The sequence below is a fragment of the Chitinophaga fulva genome (assembly GCF_012927205.1).
GTDB lineage: Bacteria > Bacteroidota > Bacteroidia > Chitinophagales > Chitinophagaceae > Chitinophaga > Chitinophaga fulva.
Genome location: NZ_JABBGC010000004.1, coordinates 367,196 through 383,088, shown reverse-complemented (window position 1 = coordinate 383,088; position 15,893 = coordinate 367,196). Strand labels below are relative to the sequence as shown.

The 15,893-nt window shown below is 48.5% G+C and carries 14 protein-coding genes; 5 read left to right on the top strand and 9 right to left on the bottom strand.

Annotation, left to right across the window (positions count from 1 at the left end):
- Nucleotides 1-16: 16 nt before the first annotated feature.
- The 5 genes from HHL17_RS30000 to trpS form a co-directional block, all read right to left on the bottom strand.
- The gene (locus tag HHL17_RS30000) at nucleotides 17-3,247 is read right to left on the bottom strand and encodes a SusC/RagA family TonB-linked outer membrane protein (RefSeq protein WP_169228521.1); all 3,231 of its coding nucleotides are present in this window, start codon (nucleotides 3,245-3,247) and stop codon (nucleotides 17-19) included.
- A gap of 445 nt (nucleotides 3,248-3,692) precedes the next feature.
- Nucleotides 3,693-5,756, bottom strand: coding sequence for a ComEA family DNA-binding protein (locus HHL17_RS29995; protein ID WP_169228520.1), 2,064 nt, complete (start codon nucleotides 5,754-5,756; stop codon nucleotides 3,693-3,695).
- Nucleotides 5,732-6,520, bottom strand: coding sequence for a hypothetical protein (locus HHL17_RS29990; protein ID WP_169228519.1), 789 nt, complete (start codon nucleotides 6,518-6,520; stop codon nucleotides 5,732-5,734). Before HHL17_RS29990 ends, HHL17_RS29995 begins: the two co-directional genes overlap by 25 nt.
- Nucleotides 6,521-6,677: 157 nt before the next feature.
- Nucleotides 6,678-7,313, bottom strand: coding sequence for a deoxynucleoside kinase (locus HHL17_RS29985; RefSeq protein ID WP_168871817.1), 636 nt, complete (start codon nucleotides 7,311-7,313; stop codon nucleotides 6,678-6,680).
- A gap of 44 nt (nucleotides 7,314-7,357) precedes the next feature.
- Nucleotides 7,358-8,368: a tryptophan--tRNA ligase gene (gene trpS / locus HHL17_RS29980; RefSeq protein ID WP_169228518.1), complete on the bottom strand. Its 1,011-nt coding sequence runs from the start codon at nucleotides 8,366-8,368 to the stop codon at nucleotides 7,358-7,360.
- A 186-nt stretch (nucleotides 8,369-8,554) separates the two neighbouring features.
- Between trpS and gatC the strand changes: the two genes are divergently transcribed.
- Genes gatC through HHL17_RS29955 form a run of 5 tightly spaced genes read left to right on the top strand, consistent with a single transcriptional unit; the run spans nucleotide 8,555 to nucleotide 11,462 of the window.
- The gene (gatC, locus tag HHL17_RS29975) at nucleotides 8,555-8,845 is read left to right on the top strand and encodes an Asp-tRNA(Asn)/Glu-tRNA(Gln) amidotransferase subunit GatC (RefSeq protein ID WP_169228517.1); all 291 of its coding nucleotides are present in this window, start codon (nucleotides 8,555-8,557) and stop codon (nucleotides 8,843-8,845) included.
- A gap of 4 nt (nucleotides 8,846-8,849) precedes the next feature.
- Nucleotides 8,850-9,563, top strand: a complete 714-nt coding sequence (locus HHL17_RS29970; RefSeq protein ID WP_169228516.1) for an ABC transporter ATP-binding protein — start codon at nucleotides 8,850-8,852, stop codon at nucleotides 9,561-9,563.
- A 34-nt stretch (nucleotides 9,564-9,597) separates the two neighbouring features.
- Nucleotides 9,598-10,158, top strand: a complete 561-nt coding sequence (locus HHL17_RS29965) for a cob(I)yrinic acid a,c-diamide adenosyltransferase (RefSeq protein WP_169228515.1) — start codon at nucleotides 9,598-9,600, stop codon at nucleotides 10,156-10,158.
- A 21-nt stretch (nucleotides 10,159-10,179) separates the two neighbouring features.
- Nucleotides 10,180-10,767, top strand: coding sequence for a riboflavin synthase (locus HHL17_RS29960; RefSeq protein ID WP_169228514.1), 588 nt, complete (start codon nucleotides 10,180-10,182; stop codon nucleotides 10,765-10,767).
- A gap of 11 nt (nucleotides 10,768-10,778) precedes the next feature.
- The gene (locus HHL17_RS29955) at nucleotides 10,779-11,462 is read left to right on the top strand and encodes a hypothetical protein (RefSeq protein ID WP_169228513.1); all 684 of its coding nucleotides are present in this window, start codon (nucleotides 10,779-10,781) and stop codon (nucleotides 11,460-11,462) included.
- A gap of 2 nt (nucleotides 11,463-11,464) precedes the next feature.
- Here the strand turns inward: HHL17_RS29955 and HHL17_RS29950 are convergent, their stop codons facing one another.
- From HHL17_RS29950 to HHL17_RS29935, 4 genes are read right to left on the bottom strand one after another with little or no spacing between them, the layout of a single operon-like run.
- Nucleotides 11,465-12,817 (bottom strand): DUF58 domain-containing protein, encoded by a 1,353-nt coding sequence (locus HHL17_RS29950; protein ID WP_169228512.1) that lies wholly within the window; start codon nucleotides 12,815-12,817, stop codon nucleotides 11,465-11,467.
- A gap of 11 nt (nucleotides 12,818-12,828) precedes the next feature.
- Nucleotides 12,829-13,809 carry an AAA family ATPase gene (locus tag HHL17_RS29945; protein ID WP_169228511.1) on the bottom strand — a complete coding sequence of 327 codons (981 nt, stop codon included), beginning with the start codon at nucleotides 13,807-13,809 and terminating at the stop codon, nucleotides 12,829-12,831.
- The gene (locus HHL17_RS29940; protein WP_169228510.1) at nucleotides 13,809-15,038 is read right to left on the bottom strand and encodes a hypothetical protein; all 1,230 of its coding nucleotides are present in this window, start codon (nucleotides 15,036-15,038) and stop codon (nucleotides 13,809-13,811) included. The genes HHL17_RS29945 and HHL17_RS29940 overlap by 1 nt, the downstream gene beginning before the upstream one ends.
- The gene (locus HHL17_RS29935) at nucleotides 15,035-15,892 is read right to left on the bottom strand and encodes a DUF4129 domain-containing protein (RefSeq protein ID WP_169228509.1); all 858 of its coding nucleotides are present in this window, start codon (nucleotides 15,890-15,892) and stop codon (nucleotides 15,035-15,037) included. Before HHL17_RS29935 ends, HHL17_RS29940 begins: the two co-directional genes overlap by 4 nt.
- Nucleotide 15,893: the final 1 nt, after the last annotated feature.

The window sequence follows — 15,893 nt, the reverse complement described above, 5'->3', positions numbered from 1 at the left end:
TTTTTCGATTTTTCAATTAGAACTCAAATTTTGCACTGAAGCCGTAGGTTTTAGAGCCCGGGTTGTTGAAGTAATCAAATCCTTGTGCTTCCTGTGTACCAAAGAGGCTTGTTTCCGGATCTACACCAGTGTATTTGGTATGCAGCCAAAGATTTCTTCCAATAGCCGTCAGCGTTACAGCATTAAACCATGGTTTTTGTTTTTTGAAAACTTTGGAACCTACCAGTCTGTAGCCGATGGATACTTCACGCAGCCTTACCCAGCTGGCATCCTGGATGAATGGTTCATTTACCACAAATCCGCTGCCTACGCCGCTGTAATAGTCTGCATTAAGATCAGCTTTGATATCGTTTCTTTCTCCTTTGGTCACCAGATTGTTGCTGCCGTCCAGATGACCTTTTACACCATCAAATGTGGTTTGGGAGCCTCTGGCCAGTGTGTTGGCGCTAGTACCAAAGTTGGTCATGGCGCCCCAGGTACCATTCCACATGCTCTGGCCTTGTTTGGTTTCAATCAGGAAACTGAGGATGATGCCTTTGAAATTGAACATATTCCCTACAGAGCCGGACCATTTGGGGTTTACATCACCCAGGTATTGTAACGGATCATATACGATCGGGTAGCCATAAGAACCATCGCCGGGCGTACCCTGGTCGTTGATCACCAGTCGTCCCTGTGTATCTTTCAGATAGCCGGTACCGTAGAGGGAGCCATATTGTTTACCTACGATAGCAGAAACGAAAATACCGGTGAAACCGTTGAAGTCGAAGCGGTCAATACCTTCCGCCAGCGCCAGTACTTTGTTTCTGTTCTGGGCATAGTTGAAGGTGAGTGTCCAGTCCAGATTTTTACTGCGAATCGGTGTGATGCCCAGTGTTAACTCATGACCATGGTTCTCCATAGAGGCGGCGTTCAGGAAAGCTGATCCATAACCACTGCTGGGTGCAATACTCACCTGATTTAACAGACCTTTACTCTTACCTTTATAGTAGGTATAATCAAGGGTTACGCGGTTGTCAAAGAAGCGTAATTCTGCACCGGTTTCAAATTGATTGGTTTTTTCCGCAGTCAGGTTGGGATTACCCAGTGTACCGCTCTTGGAGTATCCCACCAAACCGTTATAGGGGAAAACGACACCGTTGGTCCATCCATCGCCGGGGGCAGTACGTGCGTAATACGTTTGCAGGCTGTATGGATTGAGGCCACGGCCTACGCTGGAAAAGGCTACACGCACTTTACCGAAAGACAATACATCGCTCTTTATATTCAACCCTTCGGTAAATACATAGCCGAGGCTACCGGAAGGATAAAAGAAGAACTGGTTCTTCACCGGCAATGTGCTGTTACCTTCATAGCGACCAGTCAACTCCAGGAACAGATAGTTATTGAACGCCACGTTAGCTTTACCATAGAAAGCAACCCTACGTTGTTGGGAATTAGTGATAGACAAAGTATTGCTACCGGTATTGGTAACGCCCTGGAAGTCGTTACCACTCAGTCCATCACCCTGTGTATGCAGGTATTTGGTTTTATAATCATACACGTTTTGACCCACCAGGAAGGAGTAGTCAAACTTGCCGGTTTTTTTTGTGAACGTTGCAAACAGGTCATTATTGATCACCAAAGTGCTCAACTGATCTTCGAAGTACTGTCCGTCGGGGAAACCACCGGAGCCTTTGGAATAAATCTGTTTACGATTATCAAGAGAATAATCACCACCGAATCTTTCAGTAATGCTCAGCCATTCAAAAGGTTTGTAGACACCACCCACAGTACCGAAGAAACGTTGCACGTTATCTTTAAAGGGGTTCATATTCACCGTCCAGTAAGGGTTGTCATAAATACCTCTACCGCGGTAGCTGCGCTGGTCGCCACTGTTATCACCGAGGAGATAAGCAGAAGGGTCAGTAGGATCACTGGCGCCATTGGAGTTATCGAAAGTAGGTGTTGTTCTTAGAAGGCCCAGCATGATACCGCTCAGGTTACTACCTTGCTGAGCACGACGTCCGCCGGAGTTCACGTAATTCAGGTTGCTGAATACGCTGAATTTATCAGAGAATTTATAATCTGTAGAGAAAGCGATGGTGTTCTTTTTAAAATCAGTGAGCGGGATCATACCCTTCTGATTGTAGATGGAAGCAGACACGCGGTAAGTCAGGTTAGGTGTACCACCACTGATAGCCAGGTTATTCTGTGTACCTACGCCAGTCCGGAAAAACTGGTAGGGGTCGTAGGCGATAGCTGGTTTACCGCCGGGGTTCTGGCTTTTGCCAACCAACATACCGTTTTTATCCCACAGATATGGTTTGCCGTCAAACACCAGCGTATCGATAGCCGGCCCGAATGAATAAGCTTTAGGGCCGCCGTCATCGCCGGGATGAGAGAGGTCACCATAACCCTGTGCATATTTATTTTGTCTGTCCGGCAACTGGCTTACCTTGTCGAAGTTGACAGTAATACCATAGGAGATATTAAAAGATCTGCCATCGGGATTTCTTTTTCCTTTTTTGGTGGTGATGATCACAGCACCGTTGGATGCCATGCTACCGTACAATGCTGCGGCAGCCGGCCCTTTCAGCATGGTGATATTTTCCACGTCATCAGGGTTGATGTCCACCATTCTGTTGGACTGCAGTACACCGCCGGTACCTCCGCCATCGCTGGAGGTATTTGTTTCTGTATTGTCCACCGGTAAACCATCAATTACAAATAATGGCTGGTTGCTACCCATGATGGTGGTAGCACCGCGGAGCTGTACTCTTACCGGGGCGCCAGGTGTACCGGAGGCGGTCACAATGCTGGCCCCGGCTACTTTACCGGAAAGGGCACTAAGAGGGTTGGAAGGAGCTGTTCTGACTAATTCTTCACCTTTAACATCTTGCGCAGCGTAGCCAAGGGCTTTTTTCTCCTGGCGTATACCCAGCGCCGTTACTACTACTTCCTGCAATGCTTTGGTATCTACCGGCAGGATGATATTGAGGCTGGGATTATCTCCTACAATCACCTCGCGGGTGAGGAAGCCAACGCTTCTCACCACTAAAACTGCCTTAGCATCTTTTACGGTGAGGTGGAAATTTCCCTGTTTGTCGGTAGTAGTACCGGTGGTCGTGCCTTTAATTTGTATGGTAGCCATGAGTACCGGGCTTCCGTCACTGCCCTTTACTGTACCTGACACCTGCCGCTCCTGGGCATAGGTCAGGCTAACAATTGCCATAGGCATGGCAAAAAGGAGTAAAACCTTTTTCATAAAAAGATTCAAATTTTGGTTGAAAAAGAAAGTGGACACGCGTCCAGCATATATCGTTGTCGTAAACCTGGTATATACAATACAATTGTACACACCGCTATCGGCATAACTAATTTCTAATCAGGCTTTGATTTAACTTATGGTAGACAGCAAAAACCATTTCTATAATCGCATATAGTCACAAGCAAACGAGCAAACAAGCAAATAAGATAGCAAGTTGGAATAGCCATTGCTAAAGAAGGGCACAGCTTTTCTCAAAAGCGGCTCATTGATAGTTTAGTTTTTTAGGATTTAGATTTTGGTTGAACATCCCCAAGTTATAAAAAAAAACCTTTCTAGCTCCTTTGTAGTTAACATTTTTTTAACAGCAAAGACCCCAAAGTATATAATCAACTAATAATCACACATTTAGAATAATAAAATTTAAAATCAATTTAGGAGGTATTTACCATGATCGAAGCAGTTGCAACTGAAAAAAGGTTTTTCTGTCTCCCGGAATCATTTCCTGCCCCGTACCAATGGTTTGTTGCCCGGAATATAGCACCTGATGCATCCGTATCCAGCAAGACAAATGACGGCTTATTTTCCACTTTGCATTCAGATAGTACTGCCAACCATCTCCATACAACATGGATACTGCATTGTCATATAGCACGCTGCGTTCGTAAGCGTATATCCGTGTGTTATAGTCTGCCGTTCCGAAACGGGCAAGTCTTGCATTGAGTACCAGTGGGCATGCACGCGGATGCCATGCTGCTTCCAGATACGCCATCCATCCTGTTTTCCTGCCGGTATCCGCTGCATAACTGCTGTACTCCCCTCTCGCGCGGAACTGCCAGCTGCGGCTATATGTCCATTCGCCTTGTAAACGTATGTGCGTTGACGTTACATCCTTCAATACGTTCAGTGCATTGCCCGGGACCTTCCTGTTTTCTGCATGGGTAGCATTAGTGATCCGCAGCGACAGCCGTTTGCGTTTATTCGGCGTGTATACCGCCTGCATTGAAAAATCATGTCCGCCGGATGGCGCATCCGCACGGTATTTCAGCCAGGGGAAACGAAAGAAATCCACATATCCCTCTATCTTCCAGCGGTTGCTGAGCAACATACTGACACCAGTATACCATCCCTGTTCATTCACCGTCCGGGAACCATCTCCGAAGCTGCTGGTATAAAAAGACTGGTAAGCCTTATCATAATAACGATAGACCATCGCTACATCCACCATAGGCGCCACGCTGGCCAGTGCGCCTTGCACGATGGCAGGTTTACCGTTGTCGCTGGCAGCCACCTCACCAAACAGATGGACATTTTTCCAGTACGCCGCATAATCCACACTGGCGCCGGTTAATTGTGCACCGGTGAAATCAAACTGGCTATAAGGCTTCAACTCTCTTTGCAGCGCGGGATCGAGGCGATGACTGACCACATTGGCGCCCAGCTGCCAGCGATGGCGCTGATAACGGATACAACCACCACCGCTCCACTGCTGCACGGCACCTTTGCGGGACAGCTCCGCCAGCGTACGATGATAACCGCTACGTTGCAAGGCAGTCGCACTCGCTTCTTCCTGATCATTAGCAGGTGCCAGTGTACCATCCAGCCGGCGCAGCGACACGAAGGCTGTCGCCTGCCATGCCCGTTGCTCCCACGTAGCAGCCGCTCCCCGGAAGAAATTATTTTCTCCGGCAGAAGTATGTGGCCGTAACACGTCACCTTCCCGCTTTATCTGCATGGCAGCCGCACCTTTACCATAGGCATGCGCCTGCCACTGCAACAACCCCTGTCCCAGGTTCACTGTGTAATCTCCCAGGGCGACGGTCTTCAGCCATCCTGCGTTACGGACAAACAGGTGCGCGCTGTAATAGTCGAAACCATATTGCTTCGGAAACCCGACCCATGGCTCGCCGGCATCTTTCTCCATCGTGATGCCCCAGCTGATGTAGCGCGGAAAACTATACCGGTAACGCAGCAGCACCTTGTCCGGACTGCCTTGATAGGCCGGTGCCGCAGTGGCTGTACCCTGGTATCCGCGTGACTTTTCCAGCTGCCTGCCGTAACGTAACAATACAGTATGTCCGCCTTTATGCAGGTAGTCATGCATGTTGTAATGCGGCATAAGATCATTCCCTACTTTCACATAGGACAACAACTGCCGTATCACATCCGGCTCAAACCCCGGCACCGCCTGTAGTTCGTAGATACTGACCAGGTCGCCCAACAGCCGTCTGTAGGTCAGGAACTCCTGCACTTGTATATCTGTCAGCATTCCTAACGAATGTAACGTAGCCTCGTCCGCGGTATTCAGCTGTATCTTGTGCCGCATAAAGTCTTCCAGCTGCTGCCAGTTCTCATCATCGTCTGACGCGGCGTCTGTTGCAGCGGTTTCATTTTCCAGCGCATTTTCCATAACGGCTGGCAGTTCCGTTTCCTGTCTGGCTGTCACCTTCTCCCAGCTACCACACAACAGCAGCAACGTCACAGTTATTCTGTACCATCCCGCTGCCATATGATAGTGGTTGAAGGTGTAATGCCCAGTTGAGGATGAAAGCCGGCTGCAAACATGATCTGCAGCATATGCCAATGAATGGTGATACCGGCATGCTGAAAGGGTGCACAAGTGGCAAATCCCCATTGCAACGCCAGCGGCGGAACGATCCGGTAGGTGGCTGTTGCTTTCAGCCACGCGGTTTCATCGTCGGCTTTTCCTATTTCGGCACTCAGTAAAAAAGCGGAGGAAGCTTCAAAGCCAATACCGGCGCTGTATATGGTCGTCCCTGGCCGGGAATGGCTGACACGGATGCCGGTATGCCATTGTTCACTGGCATGCCATAACAAGCCACCTGTCACGGCTACACCAGTGTGACTGCCGTACCCGGATATCATTTCCGTAAGATAACTGCCTTGCAGCCCCAGTCCGACTTTCCGCCCCAGCCGCATGCCATAGGCCAGCCCTGCCTGTTGCCGGTAGTAAACGCTACTACCTAACCGCATCAACTGTAAACCAAACGCACCGGCCCCTGCGGGGATAGCGGCCATCGCCTGATAAAGCGGAATCTCCTGTAGTAGAAAACGCTGTTCTGCATAAATACCTGCTGTAAAGGCGCGCAGACAAGACAACCCGGCGGGTTGATAGGCGGCCGATGCCACCTGTTGAAAACGACGGCTGTAACTGCCTGCGGCAGCGTCTTTCCCGGCCGGCGTCGATAAAAACTGTGCATACGTCAACAGAAAGTATGACACACAAACAATGGTCAGTAACAATGGTTTCATAGCGGGGGTTTAACAAACAATTCTTGTACGACAAACATACACCGGGAAAAAATGGCAAATGTTAATCACTTCTAAACGCGGGAAAAAATTTTCCTGGAAAATAAAAACCCCGTCTGGCGGTTGCCAGACGGGGCGTAATAAGATGTTGCCGTCAGGATCAGAAAAGCCCGTGCAGCTGGGAATCTATTTTTGAAATAATCTCTCCGAGGTCTTCATCGCTCTCGGGGAATTTATTTTTATCAATATCAATTACCAGCAATGGACCTTCATCGTATTTCTCAATCCAGTTGTTGTAATATTCGTTTAGCCGTTTGAGATAATCAAGCCGGATATTTTCTTCATATTCTCTTCCTCTTTTCTGTATCTGGGCTACCAGCGTGGGAACGGACGCCTGCAGGTAAATCAGCAGGTCTGGCGGTTTCACCATGCTTTTCAGCGTCTGGAAGAAGTTGAAATAATTATCAAAATCCCTTTTGGTCATCAGGCCCATCTCATACAGGTTAGGCGCGAAGATATGCGCATCCTCATAGATGGTGCGGTCCTGTATCACTGTCTCTTTTCCATTCTGGATTTCGAGCAGTTGTTTCAGCCTGCCGTTTAAGAAATACACCTGCAGGTTGAAAGACCAACGGGGCATATCTTCATAAAAATCGTTCAGATATGGGTTGTGCTCTACATCTTCATACTGCGGATGCCATTTGTAATGGCGGCAGAGCATTTCGGTGAGGGTGGTTTTACCCGCGCCGATATTGCCGGCGATCGCGATATGTTTGATTTTATTTTGTTTTGCCATGCTAATGAAAGGTCGTGAATACTGAAAATTGCTGACAGCTGTGGTTACTCAAAATAGTTTAAACCAATGAGATTTCTCGCCTGTTGCAAAGTTTGTGCCGCATTTGCCCGCGCTTTTTCAGCACCTTCTTTCATGATCTTATGCAGATAGGTCCGATTTTCTTGCAGGTCTTTGGCTTTTTCGCGGATAGGCGCAATAAATTTCACCATATCTTCCCCCAGCTGAGTTTTCATATCACCATAGCGGATCGTGCCGGCATTAAAAGCATCTACATAAAACTTAACAGTATCAGGGCTGGACACCAGTTCCATCAACACAATCAGGTTGGCCACGGATTCCGGCATAGGTTCGCCCGGTACGCCGCTACTGCTGTCGGTTTTCGCTTTGCTCAGTTTCTTGCGAATTTTGTCATCATCATCAGATAAATAGATGGTAGACATTTCATTTTCGCTCTTGCTCATTTTACCCCCTTTACCGTCGAGGCTCAGGATGCGTACGAGGTTATCGCCATAGTTGAAGGCTACCGGTTCAGGGAACAGCTCACCATAACGGTTATTAAAACGCTGCGCGAAGTTGCGGGCCATTTCCAGGTGTTGTCCCTGGTCTTTGCCCACCGGCACTTTCACGGCACGCTGAATAAGAATGTCCACGCTCATCAACACCGGGTAGGTCAACAGGCCGGCGTTCACGTTTTCAGGCTGCAATCTTACCTTGTCTTTAAACGTAGGTACTTTCTCCAGCTCACCTTTGTAAGCCAGCATATTCATCAGGAGATACAGCTCCGCTATTTCCGGTACATGACTTTGGGCGTACAGGGTCACCTTTTCCGGATCGAGGCCGGAAGCGATGTTTTCTGCCAGCACCCGCATCACATTGGCTTGCAGGTCTTTCGGGTTCGGATGGGTCGTCAGCGAATGCCAGTCCGCCACAAAAAAGTAGCAGTCAAACTCTTCCTGCATCCGGATATAATTACGGATCGCGCCAAAATAATTGCCTAAATGCAAATAACCGGTGGGGCGTATGCCGCTCACCACAATTTCTTTTTCTGTAGCCATAACAGGGCGCAATTTAAAGAATAGCTGTTAGCTTTTAATATTCCCTTATCCACCGATCTGTAAAAAAATATCATAAATTGTCCAAAAAGGCGATGGAAGGCTGTTGAAAGCTCTCCGTTTATCCCTATTTTTGAGATACCATCATTTTGGCAATTACATTTTATTATTTTTTGATTTAATTTGATTATGGAAGTGAACGACGCCCTGGTACAACAGTTAGCCGATCTCGCCAGACTGGAATTCAATGAGCAGGAGAAAACCGCCATCCGTGGCGATCTCCAGCGGATGATCACCTTTGTGGAGAAACTCAATGAACTGGATACTACCGATGTAAAACCGTTGTTACATCTTACCGCTGACTATAATGTTTTCCGGGAAGATAAGGTGATGACCACCATCACCCGGGAAGAAGGCCTTCAAAACGCACCTGCGGCCACCTCTGAATACTTCGAGGTACCGAAAGTCATAAAGAAATAACCACATGCAAAAGTCCGTTATCCACCTGGAAGACATCAGAAAAAGCTATTTTTTAGGTAAAAATGAGCTACCGGTACTCAAGGGGGTATCCCTGGACATCTTTAAAAACGAGTATGTTGCCCTGATGGGACCTTCCGGCTCCGGTAAATCCACGCTCATGAACATTCTCGGATGCCTGGACTCCCCTACCGACGGTAAATATATCCTGAGCGGCCATGACGTGAGCACCATGGAAGACAATGACCTCGCCGGCGTTCGCGGTAAAGAAATCGGCTTCGTTTTCCAGCAGTTCAACCTCATGCCCCGCCTCACCGCCCTCGAAAATGTGGCCGTACCCCTGATCTATGCTGGTATCGGCAAAAAAGAAAGGGAGGAAAAAGCACGCCTGATGCTCGAACGGGTAGGGCTGGGCGACCGCTACAAACATAAACCCAACGAACTTTCCGGTGGCCAGTGCCAGCGTGTGGCCATCGCCCGCGCCCTCGTGAACGACCCTTCCCTCATCCTCGCGGACGAACCTACCGGTAACCTCGATACCAAAACCTCCATCGAAATCATGGACATATTCGGCAGTATCCACGCTTCCGGCAACACCGTAGTACTGGTTACGCATGAGGAAGATATCGCCGATCACGCCAGAAGGATCATCCGCCTGAGAGACGGTGTCATCGAGTCTGACAGGGTCAATGAGAAAAAAGAAGCCCTGCTCAAATCATGACCGCTGCGTAATTCGTATTTTGCAGAAAAAAGACATGTCTCTTAAAATATACACCAAAACAGGGGATAAAGGCAAAACCTCCCTGATAGGCGGTACCAAAGTACCCAAGAGCGATCTTCGCATAGATGCCTATGGCACCGTAGATGAGCTGAACTCCTATATCGGGCTGGTCAACGATTACATGGCAGATCCGGACACCAAAACCCTGCTGAAGGAAATACAGGACCGCCTGTTCACCGTCGGCGCAGCACTCGCCTGCGACCCTGACAAGGAAACCAAAATGCGCATCCCAGACCTCCACGAAGCAGATATCCAGTTGCTGGAAACCAGCATCGATAAAATGAATGAAGAGCTGCCTCCCATGAAACACTTCGTTCTTCCGGGCGGACATGTAGCCGTATCTACCTGCCATATTGCCCGCTGTGTATGCCGCCGCACCGAAAGGCTCTGCGTAGGTATGCAGGAACATGAGATGTTCATCGAACCGCTGGTACTCAAATACATCAACCGCCTGAGCGATTACCTCTTTGTATTGGCCCGCTGGACCGGCCACAAGCTGGGCGTGGAAGAAATTCCCTGGAAACCAAGGGTATAGTTTTTTTCTTAAATTCGCTGCATGTTCACAGGAATCATTGAAACAACAGGAGAAGTTATGTCCACCCGCAAAGACGGCGGTAATCTCATTATCAATATCAAGTCGTCTGTTGCCGGTGAACTCAAAATAGACCAGAGCGTTTCCCATAACGGTGTATGCCTTACCGTTACCAATATACAGGGCGATACCTACGAAGTGGTAGCTGTCGCGGAAACATTGCAGAAAACCAATCTGTCACTGCTCGTGCCAGGCGCCAGGGTTAACCTGGAAAGGGCCATGGTCTTCAACGGCCGTATAGACGGGCACCTCGTACAAGGCCACGTAGATGGCACCGGTACCTGCGTCTCCCGCGAAGAGCAGAACGGCAGCTGGTTGTACCGCTTCACCTATCCCACTGCCAACGCCGGCCTGATCGTGGAAAAAGGAAGCATCTGCATGAACGGCATCAGCCTCACTGTATTCGATATCACCGAAAAGGAATTTTCAGTGGCCATCATACCATATACGTTCGCATTCACCAACGTACAATTCATGCACCCGGGACACCTCGTTAATCTGGAGTTTGACATTCTGGGCAAGTACGTAGCCAGACAAATGGCAGTGCGATAAACCATAAGACTTTGAAAAAATACCTGCTGCTGTCCATATCACTGCTGCTCACTTTGTTGGCACAAGCCCAACAGGCAAAGGTTGCACGTATCAATGTGTGGTACGATACCACGGCTGTGGCCGAACTCTATGACCGTATACCTATCGGACTGGAATTCGTGTATAGCGACAGCAGCACCCGCCAAACCGCAGGTATGTTGCGCGGCAACCTTCGCTGGAATAAAATACAGGTCAGCACCTCCAACGGCAATATCCGGGACGGTATCCTGTATTTCAACCGTCTTCAACTGGCAAAGGAGCATTATCGTGTAACCGTCACCGTTAACGGGGAAGGAACAGCACCGCTGTCAAACACACTTACCCTACCCTACCTGGTGGGCATGCGTTTCAACCATTATGCGGACAGCATCAAACGCAACATCCGCTATTACATGAACGTAGAAGGGAAATTCAACAGCGGCCGGGTACTACCACTGGATACTGTACAGCTGCGGTTCCGGACTTCCGCCGGCACCGTTATCGGACAAGATGTATTGGTGGAACAAAATGATACTGCCAAAGCAGTTATCATGGAAGCATGGTACAAAGCGAACCCGAACCTGTATATCCGCTCAGAAGTGCCTGTCAAAATAATGCCCGACCCCGATCTGCCGCCCCCACCGGGACAGACAAGGCCACGGGGCCGGCGTCAATAACCTTAAATCAGCGTACGCGCCTTCAGCTCCAGGTATTTGTTAACCACATTCAGCGTCAGATGCTCCGGCGTACTCAATAAAGACATAATGCCATATTTGGCCAGCTCTTTCACGATCAGTTTCTTATCGTATGCAAACTTCTGTGCGATAGTCTGTTTATAAATAGCTTCCACATCCACGGCCTCCTGCTCTGTAATCCGCTTCAGCTCCGTATTTTCAAAAAACACGACCAATACCAGATGGTACTTCGCCAGCCGCCGCAGATAAGGCAACTGCCGTTGCAGGCTGGACATCGATTCAAAATTGGTGAATAATATCAGCAGCGAACGCTGTGATAAATGGCTGCGCAACTGCACGCTTAACGCCTCCAGATCACTCTCTTTCCATTGTGTTTCCTGCGCATACAGCTGTTCCAGTATCTTGTTGAGCTGCACCTTTTTATTGCTTGCTGGCAACACTTCCACAGCGCTTTCATTAAACGTTACCAGTCCTGCCCTGTCGCCTTTGCCCAAGGCCACATTGCTGAATACCAATGACGAATTGATAGCATAATCCAGCAACGTCAGTCCGTCAAAGGGCATCTTCATGGTGCGCCCCTTGTCGATCACACAATATACCTGCTGCGATTTTTCTTCCACATAGTTATTCACCATCAGGTTACCGGAACGGGCCGTCGCTTTCCAATTGAGCATACGCACATCATCCCCCTTCGTATAGGGTTTAATGTGATCAAACTCCATACTGTGACCAATCACACGGCGTTTATGCACGCCCATCTCATTGAGCCGGTTCATATAGGAATACAGGGAGAAATGCCGCAGCTGCTGAAAGCTGGGATACACCTGCACGTCCTGCTCCGTGTTAAAAACAAAACGACGGTTAACGATACCCAACGCGCTCTGCACAAAAATGTAGGTATATCCAAAATGATATACGCCTCTTTCCACCGGGCGCAGCTTATACTGGAACGCATACTCTTCACCGGCACCCAGCTTCGCTTTCATAGCAAAATTACGGTCCTGGAACTGGAATGGCAGCTCCTCCACCAGCGTTACAAACACCGGGAAAGGATAACGGTTGGTGCAGGTGACCAATACGTCATTTTCATCTCCATTACTAAAACGGGGACTGGCCGTACGCACAGCCTGGAGGATACTGGCCGGCCTCAATACCAGCAATATCATATCCAGCGCCAGCAATACCAGCAGCACCACGAAAATCAATATAGCAACATTGTACAGTCCCGGTACAAAAAAGGAGATGATGAACAACAGGATGTTGGCCCCCAGTCCCATGTACAGGCGATTGCTGAAAAACAGCTGCTGATACAAGTTGTTTTTTACAGTTGAAGACATATACAATCAGCTTATCGGGGAACCTCTACCATCTTGATGATCTGTGCGATCACATCGTCAGTACGGATTCCTTCCATTTCTTTTTCCGGTGTCAGCATAATACGGTGACGCAGCACATTGGGAATCATTTCCACAATATCATCAGGAATGACAAAGTCGCGGTTACGCATGGCAGCAATGGCTTTAGCACAGTTCATAACAGCAATGGATGCACGCGGTGAAGCACCCAGGTATAACGATGCATTCATACGGGTTTCCTGGATAATGGAAGCTATATAATGCAACAGTTTTTCGTCAATCCTTACCTGGCGTACCAGATTCTGGAATTCAATCACCTGCGTAGCCGTGACTGCCTTCGCTACTACTTTAGACAGGTCTGTAGCGCCATTCAGCCGTTGCACACTTTGCAGCACCGCTACTTCTTCTTTCAGGTCCGGATACTTCACTTCCACTTTAAAAAGGAAACGGTCCAGCTGTGCTTCCGGCAAACGATAGGTACCTTCCTGCTCTATCGGGTTCTGTGTGGCAATAACCATAAACGGACGGTCCAGCTGATAGGTTGTTCCATCATTGGTGATCTGTCTTTCTTCCATCACCTCAAACAGCGCAGACTGCGTTTTGGCCGGGGCACGGTTGATTTCATCTATCAGTACCAGGTTGCTGAAGATAGGCCCTTTTTTGTATTCGAATTCCCGTGTTTGGGGATTGAATACAGAAGTGCCCAGCACATCTGCCGGCATCAGGTCAGGGGTGAACTGTATTCTGGAGAAATCAGCGTCTATGCACTGTGCCAGCAATTTAGCGGTCAGTGTTTTCGCCACGCCCGGCACCCCTTCAATCAGTACATGCCCTTGTGTGAGCAGGCCTGCTATCAGCAGGTCCACCATCTGGTGCTGTCCCACAATTACTTGACCAATCTGTGCTCTGATAGCTTCCACGCCTTCATGCAGGGTGGTAAAATCAGTCCTGGGTTGAAAGGTATTGATATCCATTATTTCGTATTTAAATAAAAATGTTGAATGCGTTGATAAAAATGTTGCAATTGTTCGTCGCTTACCTGTCCGGCCAGTTGAATATGATGCACCATATTGATCAGCTCCCGTACTTCATTTTCCGGCATGGCCGCTTTTTTGGACAATGCTTCGATGAACTGTGCATTAAGATGATTGGTATTCAGGTAATAACGGTTACGGATATACTCCAACAGATGCAGCGTCATTTTATGCGCCAGGTTGAAGTTGTCGTGCTGCTGATAATATAACTGGCCGATGGCATCCACAAATTCCAGGGAATTGTTGGCCAGTACAGGTTTCTCCGGGATAATACGTTGTCTTCTTTTCCCTTCGAAGAGCACATACAGCAACAGCAGCAATACCGCCAGCCACAGCGCCCAGCGCATCGAAGGGTAACGCATCAGCACCTGCCATTCGCTGAAATCACCTGCCTGTGCGCTGTCCTGATGACTGTAAAAATCGTCCCAGTAAATATTGGACGCATTGTCCGGCATATAGGACAGTTGCGTTTCCAGCGCCGCGATATTATCCTGTTCCAGCAGGAAATAGTTGGTGAACGTATACGGATTCAGCGATATAAAAAAGCAGCCGCGCCCGTGTACTACCCGGATGAAATTGGGCTTACCCTTAAAATTGCTGCCCAGTATTTTCGTATAGCCGGTATCGATAGCAGAAAAATAGCTGCCGGCAACCATCCCGCTGTAGCTGTAAGTTGTATCCAGCAGTACTGACTTATCATTATACCCCTGCACTTTAGTGGGAACACCGGGTTGATAGTTAGAACCCTCCACTACCTTACATTTCAGCTTCTTTGCCAGCAACGGATCGATCTTGTTTACACTCAGAAATAAATAGTTGCCGATGGACACACATTCCATCATGGATTCTACGTCTTTCTCAGTAGTAAACAATTCATTGGCCACCAGGATATAGTTGTTGCCTGCATAACGCAGTTCCGATTCCTTGGCGTAAGTGGTGGCAAAGGGTTTGGTCACTACCTGTATAGAGTGACGGGTAAAAAGTTCCGGTAATGTTCTAAATGCCACATAAGCGCCACCAGCCTTTTTATCCTTGCTGGAGAAAGATGATTTCTCCATTTTGGTAGATAGCCGGTCATTGTTCAGCGTCCCCTTTTTGCCGACAAAAGCCAGCAATATTACCAGGAGCAATATAACGCCGATGATGATATAGGTGGTCCTGTTTTTCACGAAGCTTTGCCTAATTGGTTATTAAAATCCCTGAACTGCTGGTCCATGGTCCTGAAGTTGTCTGCACTGATCTCAAATCCGCCGTACCAGATATATTCATAGTCCAACGTTAATGTGGAAAACGTTTTATAGTAAGGTGTGTTCCGCATACTGCGCAGATAATCGTTGTTGGTTTTTTCCCGTCCCGGAGTGATCAGTTGGCGGTTGGCCAGCTGAAACAGTGTATACAGATACCACCAGCGGATAGCCTGCCTTATCTCTCCCGCAGCAATGGCTGCACGGATTTTTTCTTCATACTCTGCCGCGCTCTGCAGGTTTTCTTCCTGTATTTCCTCCAGACCATCTACCAATTTGGGTTTTCGGAAGATGCTCAGGTCGTTGTTTTTCATAAACCGGTACAGCAGGTAACCAAGCCCCGCTAACAGCAGTATGAGGATTACCCAGCTAAATTGCCAGAGGGCATAGAAGATCATGGCAAAAAAACGCGCAACTCCTTCTCCGAATTTGGAGGTTGTTTGGGTGTCTTCACTGGGCTTATCGCGGTATTGCATATCATCATCCGCCTTCAGCCCCCTCATGGTATTTTCATGCACGGCCCGTTTATCAAACGGAGGCAGCTCCACTTCTTCTCCATATTCATCCAGTATAGGCGCAGCCTGCTCCTGTGTGCTTTCCTCTTCAGTTGCTGTTTCCACGGGTGAGGTTAATGCCGACGTATCTTCTGCTGATACCGTTATCGCCGGTGGTGGTTCAGGCGGGGGCGGTGGAACAGATTGCGAAATCCCCGTCAGTGGTACGCTCGACAAGCATAACAGCAGCAGCCAACCATATTTTCTGTAAACTCTTTTCATCATA